Source organism: Mycobacterium vicinigordonae (genome assembly GCF_013466425.1).
Lineage (GTDB): Bacteria > Actinomycetota > Actinomycetes > Mycobacteriales > Mycobacteriaceae > Mycobacterium > Mycobacterium vicinigordonae.
On record NZ_CP059165.1, the window covers coordinates 1,983,617 to 2,008,672 of the forward strand.

At 66.6% G+C, this 25,056-nt stretch carries 26 protein-coding genes; 18 read left to right on the forward strand and 8 right to left on the reverse strand.

Features of this window, described 5'->3' with window-relative positions; genetic code table 11:
• Nucleotides 1-93: 93 nt before the first annotated feature.
• From H0P51_RS09030 to H0P51_RS09090, 13 genes are all read left to right on the forward strand, one after another.
• Entirely contained in the window at nucleotides 94-444 is a 351-nt protein-coding gene (locus H0P51_RS09030) for an ArsR/SmtB family transcription factor (RefSeq protein ID WP_180917595.1), read from the forward strand.
• Entirely contained in the window at nucleotides 441-920 is a 480-nt protein-coding gene (locus tag H0P51_RS09035) for an NADH-quinone oxidoreductase subunit B family protein (RefSeq protein WP_180917596.1), read from the forward strand. The genes H0P51_RS09030 and H0P51_RS09035 overlap by 4 nt, the downstream gene beginning before the upstream one ends.
• A gap of 56 nt (nucleotides 921-976) precedes the next feature.
• Nucleotides 977-2,890 carry a proton-conducting transporter transmembrane domain-containing protein gene (locus tag H0P51_RS09040; RefSeq protein WP_246398760.1) on the forward strand — a complete coding sequence of 638 codons (1,914 nt, stop codon included), beginning with the start codon at nucleotides 977-979 and terminating at the stop codon, nucleotides 2,888-2,890.
• Nucleotides 2,891-2,895: 5 nt separating this feature from the next.
• Nucleotides 2,896-3,846 carry a respiratory chain complex I subunit 1 family protein gene (locus H0P51_RS09045; protein ID WP_180918844.1) on the forward strand — a complete coding sequence of 317 codons (951 nt, stop codon included), beginning with the start codon at nucleotides 2,896-2,898 and terminating at the stop codon, nucleotides 3,844-3,846.
• A 4-nt stretch (nucleotides 3,847-3,850) separates the two neighbouring features.
• Nucleotides 3,851-4,507, forward strand: coding sequence for a hypothetical protein (locus H0P51_RS09050; RefSeq protein ID WP_180917598.1), 657 nt, complete (start codon nucleotides 3,851-3,853; stop codon nucleotides 4,505-4,507).
• A complete protein-coding gene (locus H0P51_RS09055; protein WP_180917599.1) occupies nucleotides 4,507-5,973 on the forward strand; it encodes a proton-conducting transporter transmembrane domain-containing protein in 1,467 nt (488 codons plus the stop codon). Before H0P51_RS09050 ends, H0P51_RS09055 begins: the two co-directional genes overlap by 1 nt.
• A complete protein-coding gene (locus H0P51_RS09060) occupies nucleotides 5,970-7,448 on the forward strand; it encodes a hydrogenase large subunit (protein WP_425489034.1) in 1,479 nt (492 codons plus the stop codon). Before H0P51_RS09055 ends, H0P51_RS09060 begins: the two co-directional genes overlap by 4 nt.
• Nucleotides 7,449-7,508: 60 nt before the next feature.
• Nucleotides 7,509-8,363: an ABC transporter ATP-binding protein gene (locus tag H0P51_RS09065; RefSeq protein ID WP_180917601.1), complete on the forward strand. Its 855-nt coding sequence runs from the start codon at nucleotides 7,509-7,511 to the stop codon at nucleotides 8,361-8,363.
• Nucleotides 8,360-9,214, forward strand: a complete 855-nt coding sequence (locus H0P51_RS09070) for an NUDIX hydrolase (protein WP_180917602.1) — start codon at nucleotides 8,360-8,362, stop codon at nucleotides 9,212-9,214. Before H0P51_RS09065 ends, H0P51_RS09070 begins: the two co-directional genes overlap by 4 nt.
• Nucleotides 9,211-9,969 (forward strand): enoyl-CoA hydratase, encoded by a 759-nt coding sequence (locus H0P51_RS09075; protein ID WP_180917603.1) that lies wholly within the window; start codon nucleotides 9,211-9,213, stop codon nucleotides 9,967-9,969. Before H0P51_RS09070 ends, H0P51_RS09075 begins: the two co-directional genes overlap by 4 nt.
• 20 nt (nucleotides 9,970-9,989) lie before the next feature.
• Nucleotides 9,990-10,985 carry a class I SAM-dependent methyltransferase gene (locus H0P51_RS09080; protein ID WP_180917604.1) on the forward strand — a complete coding sequence of 332 codons (996 nt, stop codon included), beginning with the start codon at nucleotides 9,990-9,992 and terminating at the stop codon, nucleotides 10,983-10,985.
• Nucleotides 10,986-10,987: 2 nt separating this feature from the next.
• Complete coding sequence (locus H0P51_RS09085; protein WP_180918845.1) at nucleotides 10,988-12,160, forward strand: class I SAM-dependent methyltransferase; 1,173 nt, start codon at nucleotides 10,988-10,990, stop codon at nucleotides 12,158-12,160.
• Between the two features lie 69 nt (nucleotides 12,161-12,229).
• The gene (locus tag H0P51_RS09090) at nucleotides 12,230-12,916 is read left to right on the forward strand and encodes an esterase (RefSeq protein WP_180917605.1); all 687 of its coding nucleotides are present in this window, start codon (nucleotides 12,230-12,232) and stop codon (nucleotides 12,914-12,916) included.
• 13 nt (nucleotides 12,917-12,929) lie between these two features.
• Here H0P51_RS09090 and H0P51_RS09095 read toward each other — a convergent pair whose 3' ends face one another.
• On the reverse strand, nucleotides 12,930-14,219 hold the full coding sequence (locus H0P51_RS09095; protein ID WP_180917606.1) for an outer membrane protein assembly factor BamB family protein: 1,290 nt from the start codon (nucleotides 14,217-14,219) through the stop codon (nucleotides 12,930-12,932).
• A 191-nt stretch (nucleotides 14,220-14,410) separates the two neighbouring features.
• On the opposite strand from H0P51_RS09095, the gene H0P51_RS09100 reads away from it, so the two are divergent.
• Entirely contained in the window at nucleotides 14,411-15,148 is a 738-nt protein-coding gene (locus H0P51_RS09100; protein ID WP_180917607.1) for an acyltransferase, read from the forward strand.
• A 244-nt stretch (nucleotides 15,149-15,392) separates the two neighbouring features.
• On the opposite strand, the gene H0P51_RS09105 is transcribed toward H0P51_RS09100, so the two are convergent.
• The 4 genes from H0P51_RS09105 to H0P51_RS09120 all read right to left on the reverse strand — a co-directional run bounded on the left by H0P51_RS09105 (nucleotide 15,393) and on the right by H0P51_RS09120 (nucleotide 19,954).
• Nucleotides 15,393-15,938, reverse strand: a complete 546-nt coding sequence (locus H0P51_RS09105; protein ID WP_180917608.1) for an anti-apoptotic protein — start codon at nucleotides 15,936-15,938, stop codon at nucleotides 15,393-15,395.
• A 111-nt stretch (nucleotides 15,939-16,049) separates the two neighbouring features.
• The gene (locus H0P51_RS09110) at nucleotides 16,050-17,399 is read right to left on the reverse strand and encodes a cryptochrome/photolyase family protein (protein WP_180917609.1); all 1,350 of its coding nucleotides are present in this window, start codon (nucleotides 17,397-17,399) and stop codon (nucleotides 16,050-16,052) included.
• A gap of 3 nt (nucleotides 17,400-17,402) precedes the next feature.
• Complete coding sequence (locus H0P51_RS09115) at nucleotides 17,403-17,882, reverse strand: TspO/MBR family protein (protein ID WP_180917610.1); 480 nt, start codon at nucleotides 17,880-17,882, stop codon at nucleotides 17,403-17,405.
• The gene (locus H0P51_RS09120; RefSeq protein ID WP_246398518.1) at nucleotides 17,879-19,954 is read right to left on the reverse strand and encodes an MMPL family transporter; all 2,076 of its coding nucleotides are present in this window, start codon (nucleotides 19,952-19,954) and stop codon (nucleotides 17,879-17,881) included. Before H0P51_RS09120 ends, H0P51_RS09115 begins: the two co-directional genes overlap by 4 nt.
• A 59-nt stretch (nucleotides 19,955-20,013) precedes the next feature.
• Between H0P51_RS09120 and H0P51_RS09125 the strand changes: the two genes are divergently transcribed.
• A complete protein-coding gene (locus H0P51_RS09125; protein WP_180917612.1) occupies nucleotides 20,014-20,523 on the forward strand; it encodes a MarR family winged helix-turn-helix transcriptional regulator in 510 nt (169 codons plus the stop codon).
• Nucleotides 20,524-20,538: 15 nt separating this feature from the next.
• Here H0P51_RS09125 and H0P51_RS09130 read toward each other — a convergent pair whose 3' ends face one another.
• On the reverse strand, nucleotides 20,539-20,937 hold the full coding sequence (locus tag H0P51_RS09130; RefSeq protein WP_180917613.1) for a hypothetical protein: 399 nt from the start codon (nucleotides 20,935-20,937) through the stop codon (nucleotides 20,539-20,541).
• 185 nt (nucleotides 20,938-21,122) lie between these two features.
• Between H0P51_RS09130 and H0P51_RS09135 the strand changes: the two genes are divergently transcribed.
• The 3 genes from H0P51_RS09135 to H0P51_RS09145 are packed head-to-tail and all read left to right on the forward strand — an operon-like array spanning nucleotide 21,123 to nucleotide 24,136.
• Nucleotides 21,123-21,773: an SOUL family heme-binding protein gene (locus H0P51_RS09135; RefSeq protein ID WP_180917614.1), complete on the forward strand. Its 651-nt coding sequence runs from the start codon at nucleotides 21,123-21,125 to the stop codon at nucleotides 21,771-21,773.
• Nucleotides 21,770-22,813: a type 2 isopentenyl-diphosphate Delta-isomerase gene (gene fni / locus H0P51_RS09140; protein ID WP_180917615.1), complete on the forward strand. Its 1,044-nt coding sequence runs from the start codon at nucleotides 21,770-21,772 to the stop codon at nucleotides 22,811-22,813. The genes H0P51_RS09135 and fni overlap by 4 nt, the downstream gene beginning before the upstream one ends.
• 9 nt (nucleotides 22,814-22,822) lie before the next feature.
• Nucleotides 22,823-24,136: a glycosyltransferase gene (locus H0P51_RS09145; RefSeq protein WP_180917616.1), complete on the forward strand. Its 1,314-nt coding sequence runs from the start codon at nucleotides 22,823-22,825 to the stop codon at nucleotides 24,134-24,136.
• Here the strand turns inward: H0P51_RS09145 and H0P51_RS09150 are convergent.
• Together H0P51_RS09150 and H0P51_RS09155 are read right to left on the reverse strand one after the other, a co-directional pair.
• A complete protein-coding gene (locus H0P51_RS09150; protein ID WP_246398519.1) occupies nucleotides 24,060-24,623 on the reverse strand; it encodes a MarR family winged helix-turn-helix transcriptional regulator in 564 nt (187 codons plus the stop codon). The two genes, H0P51_RS09145 and H0P51_RS09150, sit on opposite strands and share 77 nt — an antisense overlap.
• A 51-nt stretch (nucleotides 24,624-24,674) precedes the next feature.
• Nucleotides 24,675-25,055: a DUF2784 domain-containing protein gene (locus H0P51_RS09155; protein ID WP_180917617.1), complete on the reverse strand. Its 381-nt coding sequence runs from the start codon at nucleotides 25,053-25,055 to the stop codon at nucleotides 24,675-24,677.
• Between the last annotated feature and the right edge of the window lies 1 nt (nucleotide 25,056).

Below are 25,056 nucleotides of genomic sequence, written 5' to 3' on the forward strand. Positions count from 1 at the left end.
GGCTCGCGCTAGCCGGCTCGCGCGCCGCAGTGGTGCACTATATGATGAATTCTTCAATTGCTAAGTTGATAGATTCTTGAGTGAGGTCTGCGGGTGTCGACTCCGCTGTACAAGCTGAAAGCCGAGTTCTTCAAGACACTGGGCCACCCGGCGCGAGTCAGGGTCCTGGAACTGCTGTCCGAGCGCGACCACACCGTGGCCGAGTTGCTGCCCGAAGTCGGGTTGGAATCGTCCAACCTTTCCCAGCAACTCGGGGTGCTGCGCCGCGCTGGGGTGGTCACGGCTACGAAGGACGGCAATACCGTGATCTACTCGATCACCTCGCCGCTGATCGCCGAACTTATGACAGTGGCCCGACAGGTGCTGACCGGGATGCTCACCGGCCAGGTCGCCGTCCTAGAGGACCTGCGCGCCGCCGTTCCCGCGCACAGGTCGGGCGGATGAGTTGGCTGGGCAGAATCCTGCGACTCGGCCGCGTTGCCGAAACTGCGCAGAGCAGACCTGCACAGGCCGTCCCCCCGCCAGGCGGCGTGGCTGGCTCCCTGCAGGTGCGCCACGTCGACGCGGGTTCCTGCAACGGCTGCGAAGTGGAGATCTCCGGGGCGTTCGGGCCGGTCTATGACGCCGAGCGATTCGGTGCCCGGTTGGTGGCCTCGCCCCGGCACGCGGACGCCTTGTTGGTCACCGGGGTGGTGACACGAAACATGGCCCAGCCGCTGCGAAACACCCTGGCCGCCACACCATTACCGCGGGTGGTGATCGCCTGCGGCGACTGCGCACTCAACCGCGGCGTGTTCGCCGAAGCCTACGGCGTGGTGGGCGCCGTCGGTGAGATCGTGCCTGTCGACGTGGAGATTGCCGGCTGTCCGCCCTCGCCCGACCAGGTGGTCGCGGCCCTGCGGTCGGTGACGGGACGGTGACGGCGGCCCTCGCGGACTCGCCGACTGCGCACTCTCAGGCGTTGCGCCGTAACGGAATCGGGCCGCTGCTCAGTGGGCTCGCGACCTCGGGGATCGGCGCCGGGGGAGTGGCTTTGGGGCTCACGGCGTTATTCGGCACGCTGCCGCCGCTGCGGTTGGCCTGGCTGCTCCCGCTGAGCGGAGTGGAGTTCGACGTCAGCCGTCTAGGCGGATTCTTCATTGCGTTGACGGGCGCAGTGGCCGTTGTGGTCGGCATCTACAGCATCGGATACGCACGACGGGAACAACTCGGCGCCACTGCGCACCTGATGTTGCCGTTGTTCGTGACGGCCATGCTGCTGGTGCCCGCCGCAGGTTCGGTGCCCACCTTCCTGCTGGCCTGGGAATTGATGGCGCTGACCTCATTGATGTTGCTGGCCACCGACCATCACCGGGCGCAAGTGCGTTCCGCCGCAGTCTATTACGCGACAATGACGCAGCTGGGATTCGCCGCCATCCTGCTGGGGTTGATGGTATTGGCCGCCGCCGCTGGCACCTATCGGTTCGCCGAAATGACCGCCGTTCCGGAGTGGACACGTACGGCGGTCTTTGTGGTGACGCTGCTGGGATTCGGTTCCAAATCCGGTTTGCTACCGCTGCATGCCTGGCTACCGCGCGCACATCCCGAGGCGCCCAGTCCGGTGTCGGCCCTGATGAGTGCGGCCATGGTCAACCTGGGTATCTACGGGATCATCCGGATAGACCTGCAAGTGCTCGGCCCCGGTCCGCGATGGTGGGGTGCGACGCTGCTCGCGGTCGGTGCGGTATCGGCGTTGTACGGGGTGCTACAGGCGTCGGTGGCCACCGATCTCAAACGGCTGCTTGGCTATTCGACGATCGAGAACATGGGTCTGGTAACGCTGGCGCTGGGGGCGACCATCCTGTTATCGGCATCTGGGGCGGGCGCCGCCGCCCTGATTGCGATGACGGCGGCGCTGTTGCACCTCGTCGCACATGCGGCGTTCAAGAGCCTCGGGTTCATGGCGGCCGGATCGGTACTGGTGGCCGTCGGCGGGCGCGACCTGGACCGGCTTGGCGGCCTCGCGAGGAGAATGCCATACACCACAATAGCTTTCGGCATCGCTGCGCTAGGTGCATCCGGCCTGCCGCTGGGTGCGGGCTTCATCAGCGAATGGCTGTTGGTGCAGTCACTGATTCACGCCCGGCCCGAGCATACGTTCCTCGGGTTGGTGACCCCGTTGGGGGTGGGTGCGGTCGCCTTGACAGCCGGCCTAGGGGTGGCCGCAATGGTCAAGGCTTTCGGGACCGGCTTCCTGGCGCGTCCCCGCTCGCCGGGGGCAGCGGTCGCGCGGGAAGTGCCGGTCAGCATGCGCGCCGCAATGGTTGGCGCGGCCGGCGGCTGCGTCATCCTGGCCGTGGTGCCGTTCGTCGTCACCGATGCATTGCAGTCCGTGCTGGCCAGCGTTCCGCTCTTTCGCGAGGTCAATCTGTCCGCCCTCGGCTTGGTGCTGCGGCTCCCTGGTATGGACGGCTCGATATCGCCCACCCTGCTTGCGTTGGCAATGCTAGTTGCCGTGGTGCTGGTGCTGTGCCTAACCAGATGGGGGTCGCGCCGTCGCCCACAGCCCGTCACGGCGGCGCTGTGGGCCTGCGGGGCAGACGAACTCACCGCCCGCATGCAGTACACCGCGACCTCCTTCGCTCAACCGCTGCAACGGGTCTTCGACGATGTGCTGAGACCCGACACTGGCATCGAGGTGACACACCTGGAGGGAACCCGCTACCACGTCGACAAGATCGCCTATCACGCCAAATTGACCGACGCCGTTGAAGTACGCCTCTACGCACCGGTGTTGCGCGCCGTGGCCGCATGCGCACGGGCAATCCGACTCGCGCACAACGGAAGTGTGCATCTGTATCTGGGCTACGGCGCACTCGGGGTACTGATCATATTGATGGTGGCGCGATGAACGCCATGTCGGCGGTGGCCGGAGCAGCTCAGATCGGTGGCGTAATGGCCGGGGCGCCGCTGGTGATTGGGGTGATGCGCCAAGTGCGGGCCCGCGCGGAAGGCCGTTGTGGTGCAGGCGTTTTGCAGCCATGGCGAGATCTGCGCAAGCAGCTGCGCAAACAGCAGGTCAAGCCGGAAGGCACCACGGTGTTGTTTGCGGCGGCACCGGTACTGCTGGCTGCCACTACGCTGCTGATCGCCGCCGTGGTACCGCTGGTCGCGACCGGTTCGCCGTTGGACCCCGTCGCAGACCTGTTCGCCGTGGTAGGTCTGCTGTTTCTGGGGACAGTGGCGCTGACGCTGGCCGGCATTGACACCGGGACCTCCTTCGGCGGCATGGGTGCCAGCCGTGAGATCACTATCGCGGCACTGGTCGAGCCCACCATCCTGCTGGCAGTGTTCGCGCTGTCGATTCCCGCTCGATCGGCCAATCTCGGCGCCATCGTCGGCTTCGCCCTGCACAACCCTGGCGCGGTGGTTTCGCTGACCGGAATTCTGGCCTTTGTCGCCTTGGTGATCGTCATCATCGCCGAGACCGGGCGGCTACCGGTCGACAATCCGGCGACCCACCTGGAATTAACCATGGTGCACGAAGCGATGGTGCTTGAGTACGCCGGCCCCAAACTTGCGCTCGTCGAGTGGGCCGGGGCGATGCGCCTGACCGTACTGCTGGCGCTGTTGGCGAATCTATTCGTACCGTGGGGTATTGCGGGCGGTCGGCCGAGTTTGATCGGAGTGGGAATCGGTGTCGCGGCGATCGGTGTCAAGGTCCTGCTGGCCGCCGTCGTGCTGGCCGGTGCGGAGGTCTTCCTCGCCAAGCTGCGACTGTTCCGGGTACCCGAATTGCTCGCCGGTTCGTTCCTGTTAGCGCTACTTGCCGTCAGCTCGGCCAATTTCTTTGCAGGACAGGCGTGATCACATGACTGATCCGAACTTTGCGAGTGTGCTCGATCTGGCTCCGGGAGGCTTGGTGCTAGCCGCGGTGATGATCGTATGGCGACGGGATTTGCGGTCGATCGTACGACTGCTTGCCGCCCAAGGTGTCGCGCTGGCCGCGATCCCAATGATTCTCGGTGTACACGAACACGATTGGGAGTTGATCGGCGTTGGGGTCGCACTGTTTGTGCTGCGCGGAGTCGTGCTGCCGATGCTGCTCGCCCGCGCCCTGGGCGCTCAGGAATACCGTGAGGCCACCCCGCTGGTGAACACTACTGCGTCGCTGCTGATCGCGGCGGGGCTGACGGTGCTGGCCCTGGCTGTCAGCCGACCGCTGGTGCGGTTGGACCCCGATGCCGCGGTCAATGCCGCGCCCGCCGGGTTGGCGGTGGTGCTGATCGCGTTATTCGTTATGGTGACCCGCCGACACGCGATCTCACAGGCGGCGGGATTCCTGATGTTGGACAACGGGATTGCAGCAACGGCGTTCCTGTTGACCGCGGGTGTGCCGCTGATCGTCGAATTGGGTGGCTCGCTGGACGTCCTGTTCGCGTTAATCGTGCTCGGTGTGCTCACCGGACGGCTGCGCCGGATGTTCGGCGACACCGAGCTCGATCGGCTACAGGGATTGCGAGACTGATGACGATCTTGATTCTGCTACCGATCATGGCGCCCGCGGTAGCCGCCCTGGTCGCCTGGGCGGGCGGATGGCGCCGCCGGACCGCGGCCACGACCATCCTGTCGGCGTTGACCATCCTGGGATCAGGTGTGGCACTGGGTATTACGACCCATGCGCGGCCCGTGGTGGCGCTAGGCGGATTGCTGCGGACCGACGCGCTGTCGGTGACCATGCTGATCGTTATCGGCGTTGTCGGCACCCTGGCAACCTGGGCGAGCATTGGCTACATCGATACCGAACTCGCGCACGGCCACACTGATCGACCTGACGCACGACTCTACGGGGCGCTGACGCCGGGGTTCCTGTCCGCCATGGCTGCCGCCGTTTCGGCCAACAACATCGGGGTGATTTGGGTCGCCGTCGAAGCCACCACGGTGATCACGGCGTTCCTGGTCGGGCACCGACGGACCCGCACCGCGCTGGAAGCCACCTGGAAGTACGTGGTGATCTGCTCGGTCGGGATCGCCGTTGCGTTCCTGGGCACGGTGCTGCTGTACTTCGCTGCGCGCCATGGCGGTGCCGCCGGTGCGACCGCACTCAATTTTGATGTACTCGCGGCTTGTGCAGCGCACCTCGACCCCGCCGTGACCCGTTTGGCGGGAGGGCTGCTTCTGATCGGGTACAGCGCGAAGGTCGGGTTGGTGCCGTTTCACGGGTGGTTGGCCGACGCGCACAGCCAAGCGCCGGCACCGGTATCGGCGTTGATGAGCGGAGTGCTGCTCTCCGTGGCATTTTCGGTGCTGATCCGGCTACGGACGGTAATCGACGCGGCGGTAGGCCCCGGTTTCCTGCGGGCAGGGTTACTAACCGTCGGGTTGGCAACTGTCCTGGTCGCTGCGCTGTTGCTCACCGTCGCATCGGATCTCAAACGGATGCTGGCCTATTCGTCGATGGAGAACATGGGCCTGATCGCGGTCGCCGCCGCGGCCGGGACCAAGCTGGCGATCGCGGCGCTGCTGCTGCACGTGCTCGCCCATGGAGTCGGCAAGACGGTGCTGTTCCTCGCCGGCGGCCAGTTGCAGGCCGCGCATGACTCGACCGCCATCGGTGACATCAGCGCCGTGCTCTCGCGCTCCCGGCTGGTCGGGATTTCGTTCGCGGTTGGAATTGTTGCACTGCTTGGCTTTCCGCCATTCGCCATGTTCGCCAGCGAGCTCGCGATCGCCCGGTCGCTGGCCGATGCCCGGCTGTCGTGGGTGCTGGGTGTTGCGCTGCTGCTGATGGTGGTGGCATTCGCGGCGTTGGTCAGCAATGCTCGCCGCATTTTGCTCGGCAGTCCTAAGGCGGACGCGCCACCCATCGCGGTACCGGCCACCGTAGCGGTCGCGCTGGTTGCCGGCCTCGTGGCATCCCTGGCGCTGGGCGTGACGGCCGGACCGCTGACAGGTCTGTTCAGCACTGCCGCGACCCAGTTCGGAGTGGGATAGTGCCGCCGAAAATATTGTGCCGCAGCGTATCCGCCGACGAGCTTGCGGGCGCAGTGGGGGAGCTGCTGGGTGACGGTTTTCGGCTGGCGCTGGTAGCTGCCCACGATGATGACGATGCGTTGCGCATCGTGTACCTGCTGCTGGCCGGGCAACCGGACCGTCGCGTCGAACTCACCCTGACCACCCGCTCCGGGAACCCATCGGTGCCCTCAATCGCGCACCTGTCCATCCCTGCCGGTCGCTTCGAACGAGAGATGATGGATCTCTACGGTGTTGTGCCACAAGGACATCCCCAGCCTCGGAGGTTGGTGAGCCATGCGCACTGGCCGTCGGGATGGTACCCGATGCGTCGCGGCGCCGAACGGCCACCGGAGTTTGCCACCGTGAGCGGGTTTCCATTCGTGACGGTCGACGGACCCGGGGTTTATGAGATCCCGGTGGGGCCGGTGCATGCCGGCCTGATCGAACCAGGGCACTTCCGTTTCTCGGTGATCGGCGAATCCGTGTTGCGGCTCAAAGCGCGGCTGTGGTTCGTGCACCGGGGCATCGAGAAGCTCTTCGAGGGCCGGCAGTCCGCCGATGCTCTCCCGTTGGCCGAGCGCATCAGCGGCGACACCTCGGCTGCGCACGCGCTGGCCTACAGCCTGGCCGTGGAGGAGGCGCTGGGCATCGAGGTCGCTGAACCGGTGCACGTCCTGCGCGCCCTAGTGATCGAACTGGAACGGCTCTACAACCACGCTACCGATTTGGGCGCGCTGGCCAACGATGTCGGCTTCGCGTTGGCCAACGCACATGCCCAGCGGGTGCGCGAACTGGTGCTGCGAATCAACCACCGCCTCACCGGCCATCGCCTGCTCCGCTCCGCGATCCGTCCTGGAGGCGTTGTCCTGCAACAGCTTCCGGATCCTTTTGAGTTGCAGGCGGTGGGGACCGACGTGGCCGAGATCGCCGCGCTGACGTTGGGCAACTCGGTGATCTACGACCGTTTCGCCGATACCGCCGTGCTTCACGGCGAGCATGCCCGTGCGCTGGGTTGCCTTGGCTACGTGGCCCGCGCTAGCGGCATCTGCAGCGACGCCCGGCGGGACCATCCGACCACCACACTGCCGGTTGCCGTGGCCGCCAATACCGACGGCGACGTGCTGGCCCGCTACACGATCCGGCGCGACGAGTTCGCCGCATCCGTTGCGCTGGCTTGCGCCCTGATCGAGCGTCATGCTGGCGCGCTGCGCCACACAGCACCGCTACCGGTGGTTGCCGGCCGGCGCCGCGGAGTGGGGATTGTCGAAGGGTGGCGCGGCACCATCGTGCACCGCGTCGAGATCGACGACGGCGTGATCACCCGCTGCAAGGTGGTCGACCCGTCGTGGTTCAACTGGCCCGCGCTGCCGGTCGCGATGGCCGACACGATCGTCCCGGACTTCCCGCTGGCCAACAAGAGCTTCAACCTGTCCTATGCCGGCAACGATCTATAGCTGCTGGCGGGCGGGGCACCCGAGGGCCGTCGCGGCGCCGCGGTACGGCACGATGGGCGAGTGCCCGAAACCGGCCCCGAAACCGATGCCGAACAGGCCGACCCCGACCTGCTGATCGACTTCAGAAACGTCGCGCTGCGCCGCGGTGGGCGCACTCTGGTCGGCCCCCTCGACTGGGCCGTCGAACTCGATGAACGCTGGGTGATCATCGGCCCCAACGGCGCCGGCAAGACGTCGTTGCTGCGCATCGCGGCCGCGACCGAACACCCGTCCAGCGGCATAGCGTTCGTCCTGGGGGAGCGGCTGGGCCGCGTGGACGTCAGCGAACTGCGTGCGCGAATCGGCCTGAGTTCCTCGGCTTTGGCGCAGCGCATCCCCAGCGACGAGGTGGTGCGCGACCTCGTCGTCTCGGCCGGCTATTCGGTCCTGGGCCGCTGGCGCGAGCGCTACGAAGACGTCGACTACCGGCGGGCACTGGACATGCTGGAGAGCCTGGGCGCCGAGCACCTGGCCGACCGCAGCTACGGGACGCTATCCGAAGGCGAGCGAAAGCGGGTGCTGATCGCCCGCGCGCTGATGACCGACCCGGAACTGCTGCTCCTCGACGAGCCCGCCGCCGGGTTGGACCTGGGCGGTCGCGAAGAGTTAGTGGCCCGGCTTGCCGATCTGGCCGCCGACCCCGACGCTCCCGCGCTGGTGCTGGTCACCCATCACGTGGAAGAGGTGCCCCCCGGGTTCAGCCACTGCTTACTGCTTTCCGAAGCCCAGGTCGTCGCGTCCGGCCTGTTGCCCGATGTGCTGACCGCGGAGAATCTCTCCGCGGCGTTCGGCCAGCGGATCGCACTGGATGTGGTCGATGGACGCTACTTCGCCCGCCGGGTGCGTACCCGGGCAGCTCACCGGAGGCAGTCATGACCGAACCCCACGTGCCGCTCCCCCCGCGCCCGGCAGCGACCGTGATGCTGATCCGCGACGCGCCCGGGGGACTGAACATCTTCCTGATGCGCCGCCACTCGCAGATGGAGTTCGCGCCCGGCGTCATCGTGTTTCCCGGCGGCGGTGTCGACGACCGCGACCGCAACGCCGACTTGGTCGAACTGGGGGCGTGGGCCGGTCCGCCGCCGCAGTGGTGGGCGCAACGATTCGGGATCGAAGCCGGCCTGGCCGAGGCGCTGGTGTGCGCCGCCGCCCGGGAGACCTTCGAGGAATCCGGTGTGCTGTTCGCCGGACCCGCCGACCAGGCCGTGTCGGCAGCGAACAGTATCGTCGGGGACGCCTCGGTATACCGGGAGGCGCGTCACGCGCTGGCCGACCGTACCCTGTCCTTCGCCGACTTCCTCCGCACCGAGAAGCTGGTGCTGCGCTCGGACTTGCTGCGCCCGTGGGCGAACTGGGTCACCCCTGAAGCCGAGCCGACCCGGCGCTACGACACCTATTTCTTCGTCGGCGCCCTCCCGGATGGCCAGCGCGCCGACGGCGAGAACACCGAGTCCGACCGGGCCGGATGGGAGTCGCCGCGCAACGCCGTCGATGACTTCGAGGCGGGCCGCAATGTGCTCCTCCCGCCGACCTGGACGCAGCTCGACTCGCTGGCCGGGCGAACGGTGGCAGACGTGCTAGCCGTCGAGCGCCAAATCGTAACCGTGCAACCGCTGCTGGAGAAGCGGGGCGACAACTGGGTCTTCGAATTCTTCGACTCCGACCGCTACCACGCGGCTCGGGAGAAGGGCGGATCCATGCAATGGCCCCTGGGGATGCCCAAGTGAGCGAGTTCGTCAGCGTCGTGGTCAGCGACGGGTCCCAAGACGCCGGCCTGGCCATGCTGCTGCTGTCGCGATCGCCCACCAACGCGATGACGCGACAGGTCTACCGCGAGATCATTGCCGCAGCCGACGAACTCGGCCGCCGCGAGGACGTGAGCGCAGTGATCCTGTTCGGCGGCCACGAGATCTTCTCCGCCGGCGATGACATCCCCGAACTGCGCACGCTGGATGCCGCCGGGGCGGGCACCGCCGCCCGGGTGCGTTGCGAGGCCATCGACGCCGTCGCCGCCATACCCAAGCCCACAGTCGCCGCTATCACCGGATACGCCCTGGGCGCCGGCCTCACGCTGGCGCTGGCGGCGGACTGGCGGGTCAGCGGTGACAACGTGAAATTCGGTGCCACGGAGATCCTGGCGGGACTGGTTCCCGGTGGCGACGGTATGGCCCGATTGACCCATGTGGTCGGCGCGAGCCGGGCCAAGGAGTTGGTATTCAGCGGCCGGTTCTTCGACGCCGAGGAGGCCCTGGCGCTGGGTTTGATCGACGACATGGTGGCCCCCGACGACGTCTACGACGCCGCGGCGGTGTGGGCACGTCGTTTCCTGGAGGGCCCCTCGCCCGCCCTGGCAGCGGCCAAGGCAGGCATCAACGACGTATACGCCGCGTGCGGCGACCTGGGCCGGCGGGACGCCGAGCAGCGCCGTTACGTCGAGGTCTTCGCCGCAGGTCAACGCGGTGGCGCCGACAGGGATTCGTAAGACCGATAGGCTTGCCCCTCATGACGAGGAGTACCACCAAGAGCCCCGCCCCTGACGCCGACGCCGTTCCGAACCCGCACGCCACCGCGGAGCAGGTGGAGGCCGCCCGTCACGACAGCAAACTCGCCCAGGTGCTTTACCACGACTGGGAGGCCGAGAACTATGACGAGAAGTGGTCGATCTCCTACGACCAGCGCTGCGTGGACTACGCGCGCGGCCGGTTCGACGCGATCGTGCCCGACCGGGTGCTCCGCGAACTGCCCTACGACCGAGCGCTGGAATTGGGCTGCGGCACCGGGTTCTTCCTGCTCAACCTGATCCAGGCGGGGGTGGCCCGGCGCGGCTCGGTCACCGACCTGTCACCGGGCATGGTCAAGGTCGCCACTCGCAACGGCCAGTCGCTGGGCCTGGACATCGACGGCCGGGTCGCTGACGCCGAGGGCATCCCGTACGACGACAACACCTTCGACCTGGTCGTCGGGCACGCCGTGCTGCACCACATCCCTGATGTCGAGCTGTCGCTGCGCGAGGTGATCCGGGTGCTCAAACCGGGCGGCCGATTCGTTTTCGCCGGCGAGCCGACCAGCGCCGGCAATGTCTATGCGCGCGGCCTGTCCACGCTGACCTGGCGGGTGGCCACCAACGTCACCAAGCTTCCCTTACTTAGCAGCTGGCGGCGTCCGCAGGAAGAACTCGACGAATCGAGTCGCGCCGCGGCGCTGGAGGCGATCGTGGACCTGCACACCTTCGCCCCAGAGGACCTGGAGCGGATGGCGGCCAATGCGGGCGCGGTCGAGGTGGAGACTGCCAGCGAGGAGTTCACCGCCGCCATGTTCGGCTGGCCGGTGCGAACGTTCGAGGCCTCGGTGCCGCCCGGCCGGCTGGGCTGGGGTTGGGCGAAGTTTGCGTTCAACGGCTGGAAAGCGCTGAGCTGGTTGGACGCCAACGTCTGGCGTCACGTCGCGCCGAAGGGCTGGTTTTACAACGTCATGGTCACCGGGGTCAAACCCTCCTGAGTCTGTTCGACGTCGACGACGTCAGCTACCTGCGCTCGGATGCCGGCGTCGCGGCGCTGGCGGTGGTCGCCGAATTCGAGCTGAGTGCGGCCACCCGGATTGCTGATGTCGCCGCGGTGCGCTCCCGATTCGCCAACCGGACCCCGGTTCTGGTGGAGACGACGCTGCTGCGCCGCAAAGCCGTCGACAAACTCGGTGAACTTGGTGACGTACTCGGGTGGCTGTTCAGCGACGAGGCGTTGCAGCAGGCGACCGCGGCGCCGGTCGCGGTGCATCGCGCGGGCCGGCTGGCCGGGCGGGTGGTGCATGACGCGACCTGTTCGATCGGCACCGAGTTGGCGGCGCTGCGCCCGGTGGCGGCCAGGGCGATCGGCAGTGACCTCGACCCGATTCGGCTGGCGATGGCGCGACACAACCTCGGCGACGCCGCCGATCTGTGCCGCTCCGACGCGCTGCGCCCGGTGACCCGCGACGCAGTCGTCGTCGTCGATCCGGCGCGGCGCAGTGCGGGGCGGCGCCGCTTTGACCCGGTTCAGTACCAGCCGCCGCTGGATTCCCTGCTGGACACCTATCGGCGCCGCGACTTAGTCGTAAAGTGTTCTCCCGGAATAGATTTCGACGAAGTGCGTCGGTTGGGGTTCGACGGCGAGATCGAGGTGACGTCCTGGCGCGGTTCGGTCCGCGAAACCTGTCTGTGGTCGGCCGGACTGTCCGAGCCCGGCGCGCGCATGCGTGCGACCATCCTGGATCTAGGTGAGCAGTTCACCTCGGCCGAACCCGACGACTGCGAGGTACGGCCGGTCGGACGCTGGATCGTGGACCCTGACGGCGCCGTGGTGCGCGCGGGGCTGGTCCGTCACTACGCGGCGCGGCACGGGTTGTGGCAACTGGACCCCGACATCGCCTATTTGTCGGGAGAGCGGCTGCCGCCCCGCGTGCGCGGCTTCGAGGTGCTCGATCAACTGGCTTACAACGAACGGGGACTGCGTGCCGCCTTGGCCGCGCTGGACTGCGGGGCGGCCGAGATCCTGGTTCGCGGGGTCGGCGTGGACCCGGACGCGTTGCGCCGACGACTGCGGCTGCGTGGCAGCCGTGCACTGTCGGTGGTGATCGCCCGGATCGGCACGGGGGCCGCCGGCCGGGCGGTGGCCTACGTCTGCCGGCCCTCGCGGTAACGCCGGGTACGCTGACGGCGATTACAACTCAGGACATCTCCCTTTCGGGTCTGCGAGGACATTTCGACGATGCGTTATCTGATGGCGACCGCGGCGCTGGCTGCTGCGTTCCTGTGGGGTTGGCCGGCGGGTATCGCAGCCGCCGCGCCGCCTTCGTGCGCCAGCCTGGGCGGCTCGCTCGAGGACCAGACCTGTCACATTCATCAGTCGGGTGCCACCTACACACTTGACATCACGTTTCCCGCCGACTACCCCGACCAGCAGGCGCTGACCGACTACATCACCCAGAATCGCGACGGGTTCGTCAACGTCGCTCAGGGGTCCGGACGTCGTGACCAGCCGTACCAGATGGACGCCACGAACGACCAGCACAGTTCCGGGCAGCCCCCGCACACCCGCAGCGTGGTGCTGAAGTTCTTCCAGGACCTCGGCGGGGCCCGCCCGTCGAACTGGTTCAAATCCTTCAATTACAACCTGGTGACCAAGCAGCCGATCACCTTCGACACCTTGTTCGCGCCCAACACCAACGCGCTGGACACCATCTTCCCGATCGTGCAGCGCGAGCTAGAACTTCAAAGCGGATTGGGATACGCGGTCTCGGCGGGCGCCGGACACGACCCGACCAACTACCAGAACTTCGCGATCACCGACGACGCACTGATTTTCTACTTCGCGCAGGGGGAGTTGCTGCCGTCGTTCGCTGGCGCCACCCAAGTGCAGGTGCCGCGCAGTTCCATCCCGCCGCTGGCGATTTAGACGTCGGCTGCACTCACGCCGCCTCGAAGCTGTAGACCTGACCATCGCTGGTGCAGATCAATACGCGGCGGTCCTTGCCCACCGAAACTCCGACCGGAGTGCCGGTAGCCGCGGGCAGCGGGTAGCTGTTGGTGGTGTGGCCGTTCGACGGGTCGAACACCAGCAGCGACATGCCCGGGTCGTTCTCGTGCGGGGGACCGGAGACCACCGCGTAGCCGACGGCGTCACCGGCCACGCTCGACGTCGTCAGCGCGGTGACGTCCTCGCGTCGCCAGGCCACCTCCACGTGGTCACCCTTATCTCGGAAAGCCGTCAGCCGGGTGTCGGGGCCACCGCCCGAGACAATCAGTCCCTGCGGCGTGACCGTAGGCGGCGTCTGCGGCGAAAAATCAAGTGGTGCAGACCATTTCGGCTTGCCATCGGCTGAGTTCAGTGCCCACAACCGCCGGTCGCGGCCGTTGATGTAGACGGTCTGCCCGTCAGGGGACAACACCGGTGAGCCCAGCACTCCGGCGCCGACGGCGTCGGAGGTCCATTCGCGGGAGAGTTGACCCGCGTGATACTTCAGCCCGACCAGCCCCGCGGCCGGTGCTCCCGGTTGCCACACACCAACCACCACCATCCCGGTGGCCTTCGAGAATGCGGGAGCCGCGGCCACCGGGCAGGCCGGGCGGGCCGGCAGGCAGTCGGCCAGTCCGCGCGTCGCGTCGGCGGGGTCCACGCCGTCCACCAGATCGATCGACGTGCCCACCACGGCACCGCGGTGGGTGTCGAAAACCAGTAGCTGTCCCAGGTGCGTACTGACCAGCAGGTGGCCGTCGCCAAGGAACCGAGGGGTGGTCGGCATGCCGATCACCGGTTCGCGCCAGCGTGTCCACTGCGTAGGCGGAAACGAGATAATAGACCCCGGCTGCCCCACGTAAAGGTTGTCGAATCCGTCGAACAGGGGGCCGGCGAAGCCGCCACCCTGGACCAGCCGCAAACACCACCGCTGTCGCCCGTTAACGCTTTCCCACTCCATGAATGAGCAACCGCCGGGCGTCTGCGCATTGAGGGCCAGGAATCCACGCGCGCCCAGCGCCGGCCCGGACGCCAGGCTGCCCTTGACCGAACGCGTCCAGCGCAGCGTGAGTTTGGTGGCGCCACTGGTCGGGGTGTAGCTGCTGTTCGCGGCGTCCGCGTACTGAGCGGGCCAGCCCAGCGCCGGCGCCGCGTCGACCCAGGAGTCGGTGTTGCCGCAACCGCCGAGGGCGAGGGTGAGCGCAGCCACCAGAACGGCCGTCAGCAGGCGTCGGGCGAGCACGGGTTCCTTTCGCTTTCGAGTACACGTGAGGGTAACGCGTAACTCCTCGGCGGGGCTTGATGCCCGCCTCCTTACCCGTTTCAGCGCAAGCGCGCTGTTTAAGCGCGCATCGTCGGCGGGCGGGGTTGGATTGCCCGCCTCCTCTGCCCGCCGTTTAAGCGCGCATCGTCGGCGGGCTAGGCTTGCGGGCCATGACGAGCATGTGGGGTGCGCCGCTGCATCGCCGCTGGATTGGCGGGCGGCTCAGGGACCCGCGCCAAGCCAAATTCCTTACCCTCGCTTCCCTGAAGTGGGTGCTGCGCAACAAGGCTTACACCCCGTGGTACCTGGTGCGCTATTGGCGGCTGCTGAAGTTCAAGCTGCAGAACCCGCACATCATCACCCGCGGCATGGTGTTCCTCGGCAAGGGTGTGGAGATCCACTGCACGCCCGAACTGGCGCAGCTGGAGATCGGCCGCTGGGTCCACATCGGGGACAAGAACACCATCCGCGCGCACGAAGGCTCGCTGCGCTTTGGCGACAAGGTGGTGCTCGGCCGCGACAATGTCGTCAACTGTTACCTGGACATCGAGCTCGGCGACTCAGCGCTGATGGCTGACTGGTGCTACATCTGCGATTTCGACCACCGCATGGACGACATCACGCTGCCCATCAAAGACCAGGGCATCATCAAGTCGCCGGTGCGGATCGGTCCGGACACCTGGATCGGGGTCAAGGTGTCGGTGCTGCGCGGGACGTCGATCGGACGTGGCTGCGTGCTCGGATCGCACGCCGTGGTGCGCGGTGTCATCCCGGACTATTCGATCGCCGTCGGCGCCCCGGCGAAAGTGGTGAAGAACCGTAAGCTTTCCTGGGAGACCTCGGCCGCGCAACGTGCTGAGTTGGCTGCCGCGCTAGCCGACATCGAGCGCAAGAAAGCGTCCCGTTAGTAACGGTGAACACCATTGCGGCGCCCGTCACGATGCAGGCGAGCATTCGCCGGGCGACGCCGTCCCCCGGTTGATTTCGCCACCGTGGCAGCCGAGAAGCGGTACCCCATCACCGAGTAAGACTTGCCGGGCCTGCCTGGCTGCGCTGCGAGCGGCTATTTCTGCTGGCTCGCGGCGTAGTTGTCGGGCCGGGTCGCCGGTCCATGGTCATTCGGGTTACTTCTGAAAACTGTTGATGTTGCGCCTATTCCGCATGGTCATCGACCTGGAAGTCGAAGTTCACCTGGCCGCCGACAACGCTGGTGACGTTGACACTGATGCCGTATGTCTTGGCGTTGTCCTTGAGCTCGCAGCGCATCGTGGCGCCGACTGAACCCTTGAGGTTCTCCGGGCAGGTCACCGATTCGGGCCGGTCACCCACCTGCTGGTACAGCTTGTCGCTGATGATGTGGGCGACCTCGTCCTTATCGACGGTCTCCACCATGTCGAACTTGACGTTGCTGCCGTCGATGCTGGTGACGGTGACGTTGACGTTGTACTTCTCGTCCTTCACGGTCATGACGCAGTCGGTCTGGGCGCCCACCTTGGCCGGCAGGTCACTCGGGCAACTGACCGAGCTCGGCTTGCTGCCGTTGGCGTCGGTCATCTTTGCGCTGATCTGCCCCTCGACGTCCTTTTTGCTGACCGCACTCGCGGACTTCGATCCGATCGAACACGAGCAGGCCCCGACGCTGGCCAGCAACCCTACGGCCGCACCCGAAACCATGAATGTCCGAACCATCCGCCGCATTGCGCCTCCTGGCTGCCGAGGTATCCGATATTTGCTGGTCGCAGAATCATGGCATGCGGATTCCCGCAGCGGCGACAATACGGTGGAACCCGGACAGCAAACCGGCCCTGGTCAAGTGGTTGCGCTGACGTCGCCGTAACGGCGCAGCGCCTCTTGACGCTCCGTGGCGTGGTCGACGATCGGCGCCGGATATCCGGCGGGTCGCTCGTCCTTGATCAGGTGGACGTTGTCGATACCGGCCAGCTCGGGCACCCAGCGCCGGATGTAATCTCCTGCGGGGTCGAACTTTTCGCCTTGTTTGGTCGGGTTGAACACCCGGAAATAAGGTGCGGCGTCGGTGCCGCTGCCAGCGACCCATTGCCAGCCGTGCTGGTTGTTGGCCATGTCACCGTCGACGAGCTGCTGCAGAAACCAGCGGGCACCCCACTGCCACGGCAGGTGCAGGTCCTTGACCAGAAACGATGCGACGATCATGCGCACCCGGTTGTGCATAAAGCCAGTCTCGCGTAACTGGCGCATCCCCGCGTCGACCACTGGGAACCCGGTTTGGCCGGCAGTCCAGGACTCGAATCGTTGATCGGCGCCCTTGTCGGTGTCGGTTCGGATGCTGTCGAAGTCACGGTTCCAGTTCTGCCAGGCACTGTCCGGCCAGTGATACAGCACAGCAGCGTAAAAGTCGCGAAAGGCCAACTGTCGCAGGTATTCTTGTGTCCCACTACGTCGCATGTCCAGGTCGGCGGCCATGGTCCGGGGATGGATGGTGCCAAACTTTAAGTGCGCGGACATGCGGCTAGTGCCCCTGAGGTCCGGACGGTTGCGGTCCTTTCCGTAGCGTTCCATGCCGTCGTCCAAGAACTCGGCCCACTGCGAAAGTGCCTGTGCCTCACCGGCGGCAACGTCCAACGTGGCACCCGGATCGGGAATCGCGACCTGCCGCAGCCCGTTGCCCGTCACCCGAGACGGGTCGAGCCAGGTGGCCGAGTCCGCGTCCGTCGCCGCCGGTGACCGCCATCCGGTGTCGCGCCACCGGCCGTAGAACGGGGTGAACACCTTGTACGGGGTGCCATCGTCCTTAGCGATGCGGTCTGGCGAAACCAAGTACGGCGAACCCGTCGGCACCAGCGGTACATCGCCGAGAGCATCACGGACCCGCTCGTCGCGGCGACGACCGAACGGTGCGAAATCCTCGGAGATGTGTACCGCCGATGCCTCGATCTCCTTAGCCAACTGCGGAATTCGCTGTTCAGGGTGCCCCCTTACCACCAGTAGCCGCCCGTGCAGATCCTGCTGCAACTGCCGTAGCGAGTCTCCCAGAAATTGCAGGCGGCGTTCACCCGAGGATCTTTCCAGCTGAGGATCCAGCACGAAACATGCCAGAGTGTGGTCGCTTTCGGCGGCGGCTGCCAGCGCCGGATGGTCACGCAACCGCAGGTCGCGCCGAAACCACAACAGAGTAGCCATGGTTCAGCGGTTGAGTCGCCAGACGCGGGTGGCCAGCAGGGTGGCGAAAACGCACCACAACGGGTAGGGCAGCAGGGCTAGGCCGGCCCGGCGGTCCGCGGCGACCGTGCGCCGGGTTAGGTCAGCGCTGCTGACGGTCAGCGCGACGGCGCCCAACGCCGCGGCGCCGAGTTTGTGCCAGCCGAAGAACAGCCAACTCCACACCGCATTGATCAGCAGGTTCAGGCTCAGCGCGGCAACGTATTTGCGGGCTTTGTCGTCCTTGCCGGTCTCGTGGAACCGGTCGATGGCTACCGCCGAGCTGACCGCGATGTCGGTGTACAGCGAAGTCCACGCGACCGGAAACACCGGCCCGGGCGGCACATAGGACGGCTTGCGCAGGCCCTCGTACCAGCCGGGGGTTCGTGCCGGGCTGGCCACCGCTCCCGAGATGGCGACGGCCGCCACGGCCAAGCCTGTGGCGGTCAGGGTCTTTCGATTCATGTCGACTCCTTCCGGTTTAGGGTGGCGGGCCACCAAATGCGGTCCCCGATCAGAGCGAACAGCGCCGGGATCAGCAGGGTGCGCACCACGAAAGTGTCCAGCAGGATACCCAGTCCAACAATGATGCCCAACTGGGTCATCACGATCAGCGGCAGCACTCCCAGTACGCAAAAGACTGCTGCCAGAACAATTCCCGCGCTGGTGATGACACCGCCGGTGGCCGAGACCGCACGGACCATCCCGTCGCGCGCACCGTGCTCGGCGGCCTCTTCCCGGGCACGGGTGACCAGGAAGATGGTGTAGTCGACACCGAGCGCGGCCAGGAACAGGAATGCGTAGAGCGGGGCGATGTTGTCCAGCGCAGGGAAGCCGACCACGTGCATGCTCGCCCAGCCGCCGAGGCCCAGTGCGGCGAGCGCACCCAGGATCGTCGCCGCCAGCAGCGTCGGCGGCGCCAGGGCCGACCGCAGCAGCACGTACAACACCAGCAGAATGACCGCGAGGATCGCTGGGATAAGGAGTTGTCGATCGTGCACTGCGGCATCGCGCGCGTCGAGCGCCTGTGCGTCGGGACCGCCTACCAGGGCGCCCAGCGATTTGGTCGAACTACGCAATGCCGCAATTGTTTTGAAAGCCTGGGGTGAGGACGGTGCGGCGTCGGTCACCACGGACCACTTCGTAAACCCGGCTGGCGAAGAGCCGGTGGGACGGGCCGACACCACGCCCGGCGTGCTTGTGATGGCCTGCTGTACCTGCGGGGTTTGCGAGACCGGGGCGATCACCTCGGTTGGGTTGGCCTGGCCTGCCGGGAAGTGTGCGGAAACGGTGTCGTAGCCAGTCACCGAATCCGCCTGGACGCGAAATTGTTCCGTTTGGGTGAGCCCGATGCGCACGCCTAGCAGCCCGGTGGCAAGCGCGGCCAACACGACGATGGTGACGGAGGCGACTAGCACCGGCCGGCGGGCGACGGATTCGGCGACGCGGTGCCAGACGCCAGACTCCAACGGTGTCGAGTCGTCGTGCTGATCGGGTTGCGGGATAAACGGCCAGAACAGGCGGCGCCCGCACAACGCCAGCAACGGGGGCAGCAGCAGCAGGACCGATAACACAGCGACCAGCAGTCCGCAGGCGGCCAGCGCACCCAGGCTGCGGGTGCTCGGGGTGCGGGCGGCGATCAAGGTGAGCAGCGCTAGCACCACGGTGGCGTTGCTGGCAACGATCGCGGGCCCGGCCGCCCGGACCGCCCGGGCCAGCGCGTCGCGGTGGTCGCGGTGCCGCCGAAGTTCTTGGCGGTAGCGCGAAATCAGTAACAGCGCGTAGTTGGTGCCTGCGCCGAACACCAGCACGCTGGTGATGCCGGAGGTGGATCCGTCGAAGCTCAGTCCGGTCAGCGACGCCACCGCGGTGCCCATCGCGGCGGCCACCCGGTCGGCGAATGCGATTACCACTAACGGCGCCAGCCACAGCACAGGAGAGCGATAGGTGGCGATCAACAGCAGGGCCACCACCGACGCGGTGACCGCGAGCAACGTGATGTTGGCGCCGGAGAAGGCATTGGCGATGTCAGCGCCGAACGCCGGCCCTCCCGTGACATGTGCGGATATGCCGGCGGGCAAACCCTTTGTGGCAGCGGCGCGTTGCGCCGCTACCGCGTCGTTGAGCGCAATGCCGGACAGGTCGGCGCTGATCGGCACCACGGCGATGGCGGCCTTGCCGTCGTCTGACATCTGCACCGGCGCTGCCGTGGCGCCGGCTGTGGCTGCTCCGGTATCGGTGGCCTGCATGCGATTGCGGGCGTCCTCACACGCCCGCCGCAGCGCTGCGGGATCAGGGGTACCGTCGACCCGGTTGACCACCAGGATCAGCGGGACCCGGTCACCCCCGGGGAACTGTTCGGACAGCGTCTGTACCTTCGCGGAATCTGAATCGGTTGGCACCGACAGCGGCGCCTGGCCCGCTGCGGCATTCCCCCCGATCAGCACCATGAAACCGATAGACACCAGAAAGACACCCAAAGCGAGTAACCACGAGTGGCGGCCCGTCACCGCGGACGCCAGTCTCTGCCAGATCACAACTCCAAGCATTTCAGTGTGTGAAAATTTAATCAACTGAACCGAACCGCAATCGAGATATGCTGCACCTTGTAATGGACCGTGATGAGCCGTCCTGCGGACGCGACGCGCTGGAGTCGATGATCTCGGCCGATCTGCGGGAGATGTCGACCGAAGCCGACCAGATCGGCCGGCTTTTCGCGGTCTCACATGACGTGCGACCTACTGACTTTCGCGCCCTGCTACACATCATGGTCGCCGAAACAGCCGGCCGCCCGATGACCTCCGGAGACTTGAGCCAGCAGATGGGGCTGTCGGGGGCCGCCATCACCTATCTGGTCGACAGGCTCATCGATTCCGGCCATATCCGGCGCGATTCGCATCCGGCCGACCGGCGAAAAGTGGTGCTGCGCTATGCCGATCCCGGCCTAGACACGGCCCGTTCTTTCTTCACTCCGCTGGGCGGTCACGTGCACCGCGGACTGCGCGAGTTCTCCGACGCCGACCTTGCGGCCGCACATCGGGTTTTCGCTGCCCTCATCGGTTCGATGCGTGACTTTCGGGCGGAATTGAAGTCCGCTCGGCCTTGACCTGTCGGTTCAGGGCTACTCGGCGACTCCTAGAGCGGCGACGAGTCCCTGCGGGTCGGCGACTGTCACAGTCAGTGCCGAGTGGTCCTTGCGGCCGAGCACCCGGTGGATGCGCGGTTCGAAGTGGACGCAGGCACCGGCGTGGGCGTTGGTTCCGAAGGTGAGGCCGTCGTCGACGAACGACAGGCGGGGGCCTACTGCCGTCCACCACCGGTATGGCCCGGCGACGTGCGCACCACGGATCTGCGACACCGGCACGTCGACGCGGAAAGGGCCGTAACGGGCGACGAAGCGGCCATCGTCGGTCAGGGTCACACCCTGCTCGCCGGGCCACCGGAACGGCAGCCACAGCGGCGCTACCCGGGAATCGTAACGGTAGGGGAAGTGACGCCCGGGTTTATTCTGCGCGCTCATCAGTCTCCGATCCTCGAGTGCTGCCGACGTTACCGCCGGCACGCGCCGCATTGCGCTCGTTGCGCAGCGGCACCGGACGCTGAGGCTACCGGGGAGCGGATCTGACCACTGACAGCCAGGCAATTTAACTTTTTTAATCATTCACAAGATGAAGTAATGTCCCGGACGCGGGTACACTCAGCCCGATGGCATTACCACTGGGATCGGCTGTTGGAGCGATCGAAAAGATCATCGCCGGGGCCGCCTCGGTGGTGGGTTACCGACACGGCACAGAGGAACCCCAACACAGCACCGAGGAACTGGGCGACGGCGTGCAGCTCCGGAGGTACGGTCCGCGGGTGGCCGCCGAGACTACCGTCCGCGCGGACGAAGTCGCGGCCCGTAACCGCGGCTTTCGGACGTTGGCCCGGTACATTTTCGGCGCCAACCACACTCGCTCCGCGATCCTCATGACCGCCCCCGTAGAGCAGCAGGGCGCCGCACGAGCGGGACGCCAGATCCCGATGACTGCGCCGGTCGCCCAACAGGCCCGCGGGGACCAAGAATGGGTGATCCGCTTCTTCATGCCGTCCGACCAGACGCTGGACACCCTGCCAGAGCCCGACGACGCCGCTGTCCGGCTGGTCGAGGTTCCGCCCGAGCTGATCGCGGTGCGGCGATTCACCGGCAGCCGTAGCAGTCGCGCCGTAGCCACGGAAACCGACAGGTTGATGAACACGCTGCGCGAGTTCGGATTCGAGACCACCGGCGCAGCGGCGGCCTGGTTCTACGATCCGCCGTGGACACTTCCGCTGCTGCGCCGCAACGAGGTTGCCGTTACGGTTTCGGCCCCATGACCGCCGACCAGTTCGAAATGGCTTTTCGCAAGCGCCAACACATCGATGTGTGCCGATACGAAGACGTCGACTTCACCACCGTGACCACAGGATTGGAACGCTACCGGCTGCCCTACAACGCGCTGACACAGACCCGGCTCGACGACATCGAATTGTCCACCGAATTTCTTGGCGCCACACTGCGGGCACCGATCCTGGTGGGGGCGATGACCGGGGGCGCGGAATTGTCTCGCACGATCAACCGGAACCTGGCCACCGCCGCTCAACGGCTCGGCGTCGGCATGATGCTCGGGTCGCAACGCGTCATGCTCGACAGCCGCCGCGGCGAGCGGGCCGCGGCCAGCTTCGCGGTGCGCGACGTTGCTCCCGACGTGCTATTGATCGGCAACATCGGCTTGTCCCAGTTCACCAAGGACGCATTGCCCGACATCATCCAGGCGCTGGACCGGGTCCAGGCGAATGTGCTTGCGGTGCATTCCAATCCGTTGCAAGAGGCAGTGCAACACGATGGCGACACCGACTTTGCGGGCTCTATCGAACGACTTCACGACGTGACGGTGATGCTGGATTACCCGGTGCTGCTCAAAGAGGTCGGTCACGGTATCGGCGCGGCCGCGGTGGCCGAATTGTTGCGGCGCACCGGGGAAGCGCCGGTGGCGGCCATCGATGTCGCCGGCGCCGGCGGCACCTCCTGGTCGCGCGTCGAGCAACTAGTCCGCTACGGCGAACTGCGGTACCCCGACCTTGCCGAGTGGGGAATACCGACCACGCAGGCGCTACTCGAGGTGCGCGCCGCACTGCCGACGATCCCGCTGGTCGCTTCGGGGGGGATTCGGACCGGAATGGACGCCGCGAAGGCGATCGCGCTGGGCGCCGACGTCGTCGCAATCGCGCGCCCCCTGCTGTCGCCGGCAATCGAATCCGCGGCGGCCGCCACCGCGTGGTTGCAGCGATTCATCGACGAGTTCCGGATCTGCCTGCATGGTTGTGGCGCAGCAGATTTGGCGGCGCTGCGCAGCCTGCGCGCGATATCCGCCTAAGCTAAACCCATGGCGGTGATCCTGGCCTACGGTTCGCCCGCGCTCGGCCACCTCTACCCACAGGGCGCATTGTTGCGCGAGCTAGCGCGGCGCGGTCACCGAGTCCACTGGCGCACCATGGCTTCTGGCGTCGCGGTCATGCGCGAGTACGGACTGCACGTCGAGCCCGTCGACCCTCGGATCGAAGCGATCGTCAGCCCGGACTGGCTGGCGCCCAACGCCTTGACAGTGCTGAAGATGACGCTGGACGTGCTGTGCCGGCGCGCCGTGCTGGAGGCGCAGGAGCTGCAGACGGCGATCGAACGGGTGCGGCCCGAGGCGGTCGTGGTCGACGCCAACTGCTGGGGTGCGATCTCAGCGGCCGAGGCCAGCGGCGTTGCCTGGTCGATATTCTCGCCGTTCACGCCGTACCTGAGCTCCCGATATGCGCCGCCGTTCGGGCCCGGGCTGTACCCGCTTCCGGGTATCGCCGGCTGGATTCGCGATGCCGCCATGCGGCCCTTCGTCAGGCACCTGCTCGACCGGCCGATGTCGCCGCGTATCAACGTGATTCGGCGTGAGTTGAGCGTTCCGCAGATAGGCTCGGTGGACGAGCTGATGCGCCGCGCGCCGATGCTGCTGGCGGTGGGTGGCGAACCGTTCGAATATCCCCATCCGGACTGGGGTGACGCCGTGCACTTCCTTGGCGCGTGCGCCTTCGAGCCGGCCGAAGGCGTGCACGCCCCCGACTGGTTGTCCACGATCGAGGAGCCGATCGTGCTGGTCAGCACGTCCTCGCTGGCTCAGGCCGACGCCAGGCTCGGCGAGGTGGCACTGCAGGCGCTAGCCGACGAGCCAGTCCACGTCGTTGCCACGTTTCCGGCCGGTATCCCTGCCACTTTGCCGCGGACACCGAACGCGACGGTGTGCCGCTTCGTCCCGCACTCCGCGGTGCTGAACCGGGCGATTTGTGCCGTCACCCACGGCGGTATGGGTACCACGGTGAAGGCTTTGGACCGCGGCGTCCCGGTCTGCGTGGTGCCATTCGCACGCGACCAGGCCGAGGTCGCGCGCCGGGTGCAGGTCGCCGGCTGCGGGACTCGGCTGCCCGCGAAGCGTCTGACCGTCAAACGGTTGCGCAGCGCGGTACTGAAGGCGGCAACGCTGGGCGAGGGTGCCCGTCGGGTGGCTGCCGGATTCGCGGCCACCGGAGGCGTGGCCCGCGGCGCGGATCTGATCGAGCAGCGCCTGCTGTCCCGGAGCGGCGCTACTTCGGCGTTGCATGACGCCGCGCGGCGGGCGCCTTCTTCCGCGGCTGAGCTGAAGCTGGAGGACTCGGGTTGAGCAGGTCGCCCTCGAATGTAGACATCGCTGCCACCATCGCAGTAAATACCCGATGAGCGGCCACGAGGTCTCGGTCGCTGAGATCGGACAGCGCCTCGCTGAGAAGAACGCCGAGCGGCCGGAAGAAGCCCTGCGCCAATGACATGCCGCGATCCTGGTAACGCAGCAACCACTTTCGTCGATCGTCGGGGTCGGGTTCGCGACGGATGTGGCCCGCCTCGATCATCCGGTCGACCAGATAGGTGATTGCGGCGGGGGAGACGTCCATGCGCTGCCGCAACTGGGCAAGCGTCAACGGCTGACCGCCAGTATCGGCCACCATGATGTGCAGCAACGCGTGGAAGTCGCTGCTGCTGACGTTGTTCATGCGGGCGAAATGGCGACCGATGCGGTCGGACTGGGCGGTGATGGCCCGCATATCTGCCGACAACTGTCTTTCCAGTTCATCGCGGCTGGACGGCGCATCGTTGGCGCGGCGTTTGGTCACCTACCTGCATCCTTCATCAGCTACACAGGGTACGGCGTCGCAAAATCGGCGTCAGGGCAGCCGGTTGGTGCGGCGCTTGTAACGCTGAACACACAGGACGATCCACGACGCCGCGGCCGCCAGGAAAGCAAACGACTGGGCGGCCCCGATCCGATTTGCCGGCAGCATTACCCCGTCCACATAGTGGCCGATGAACCCCGTTGTCGGCAACGGATCCATGTCCGCCCGGGCCCGCGCCCACCTCTCCAGCGTAGTTAGCGGACACGGTAGCTCCATGGTCACCACCGCTACCCCCCAGCACACCGCCGGCACGTGCAGCCAGCAGCTGCGTCGCCAACGCAGCGCGAGGAAGCCGCCGCTGGGCAGATAAATCAAGTAGGCGATGTGGGTCGCGACGGCGCCGACAACCACCGCGGCATAGGGCTTCCTCATT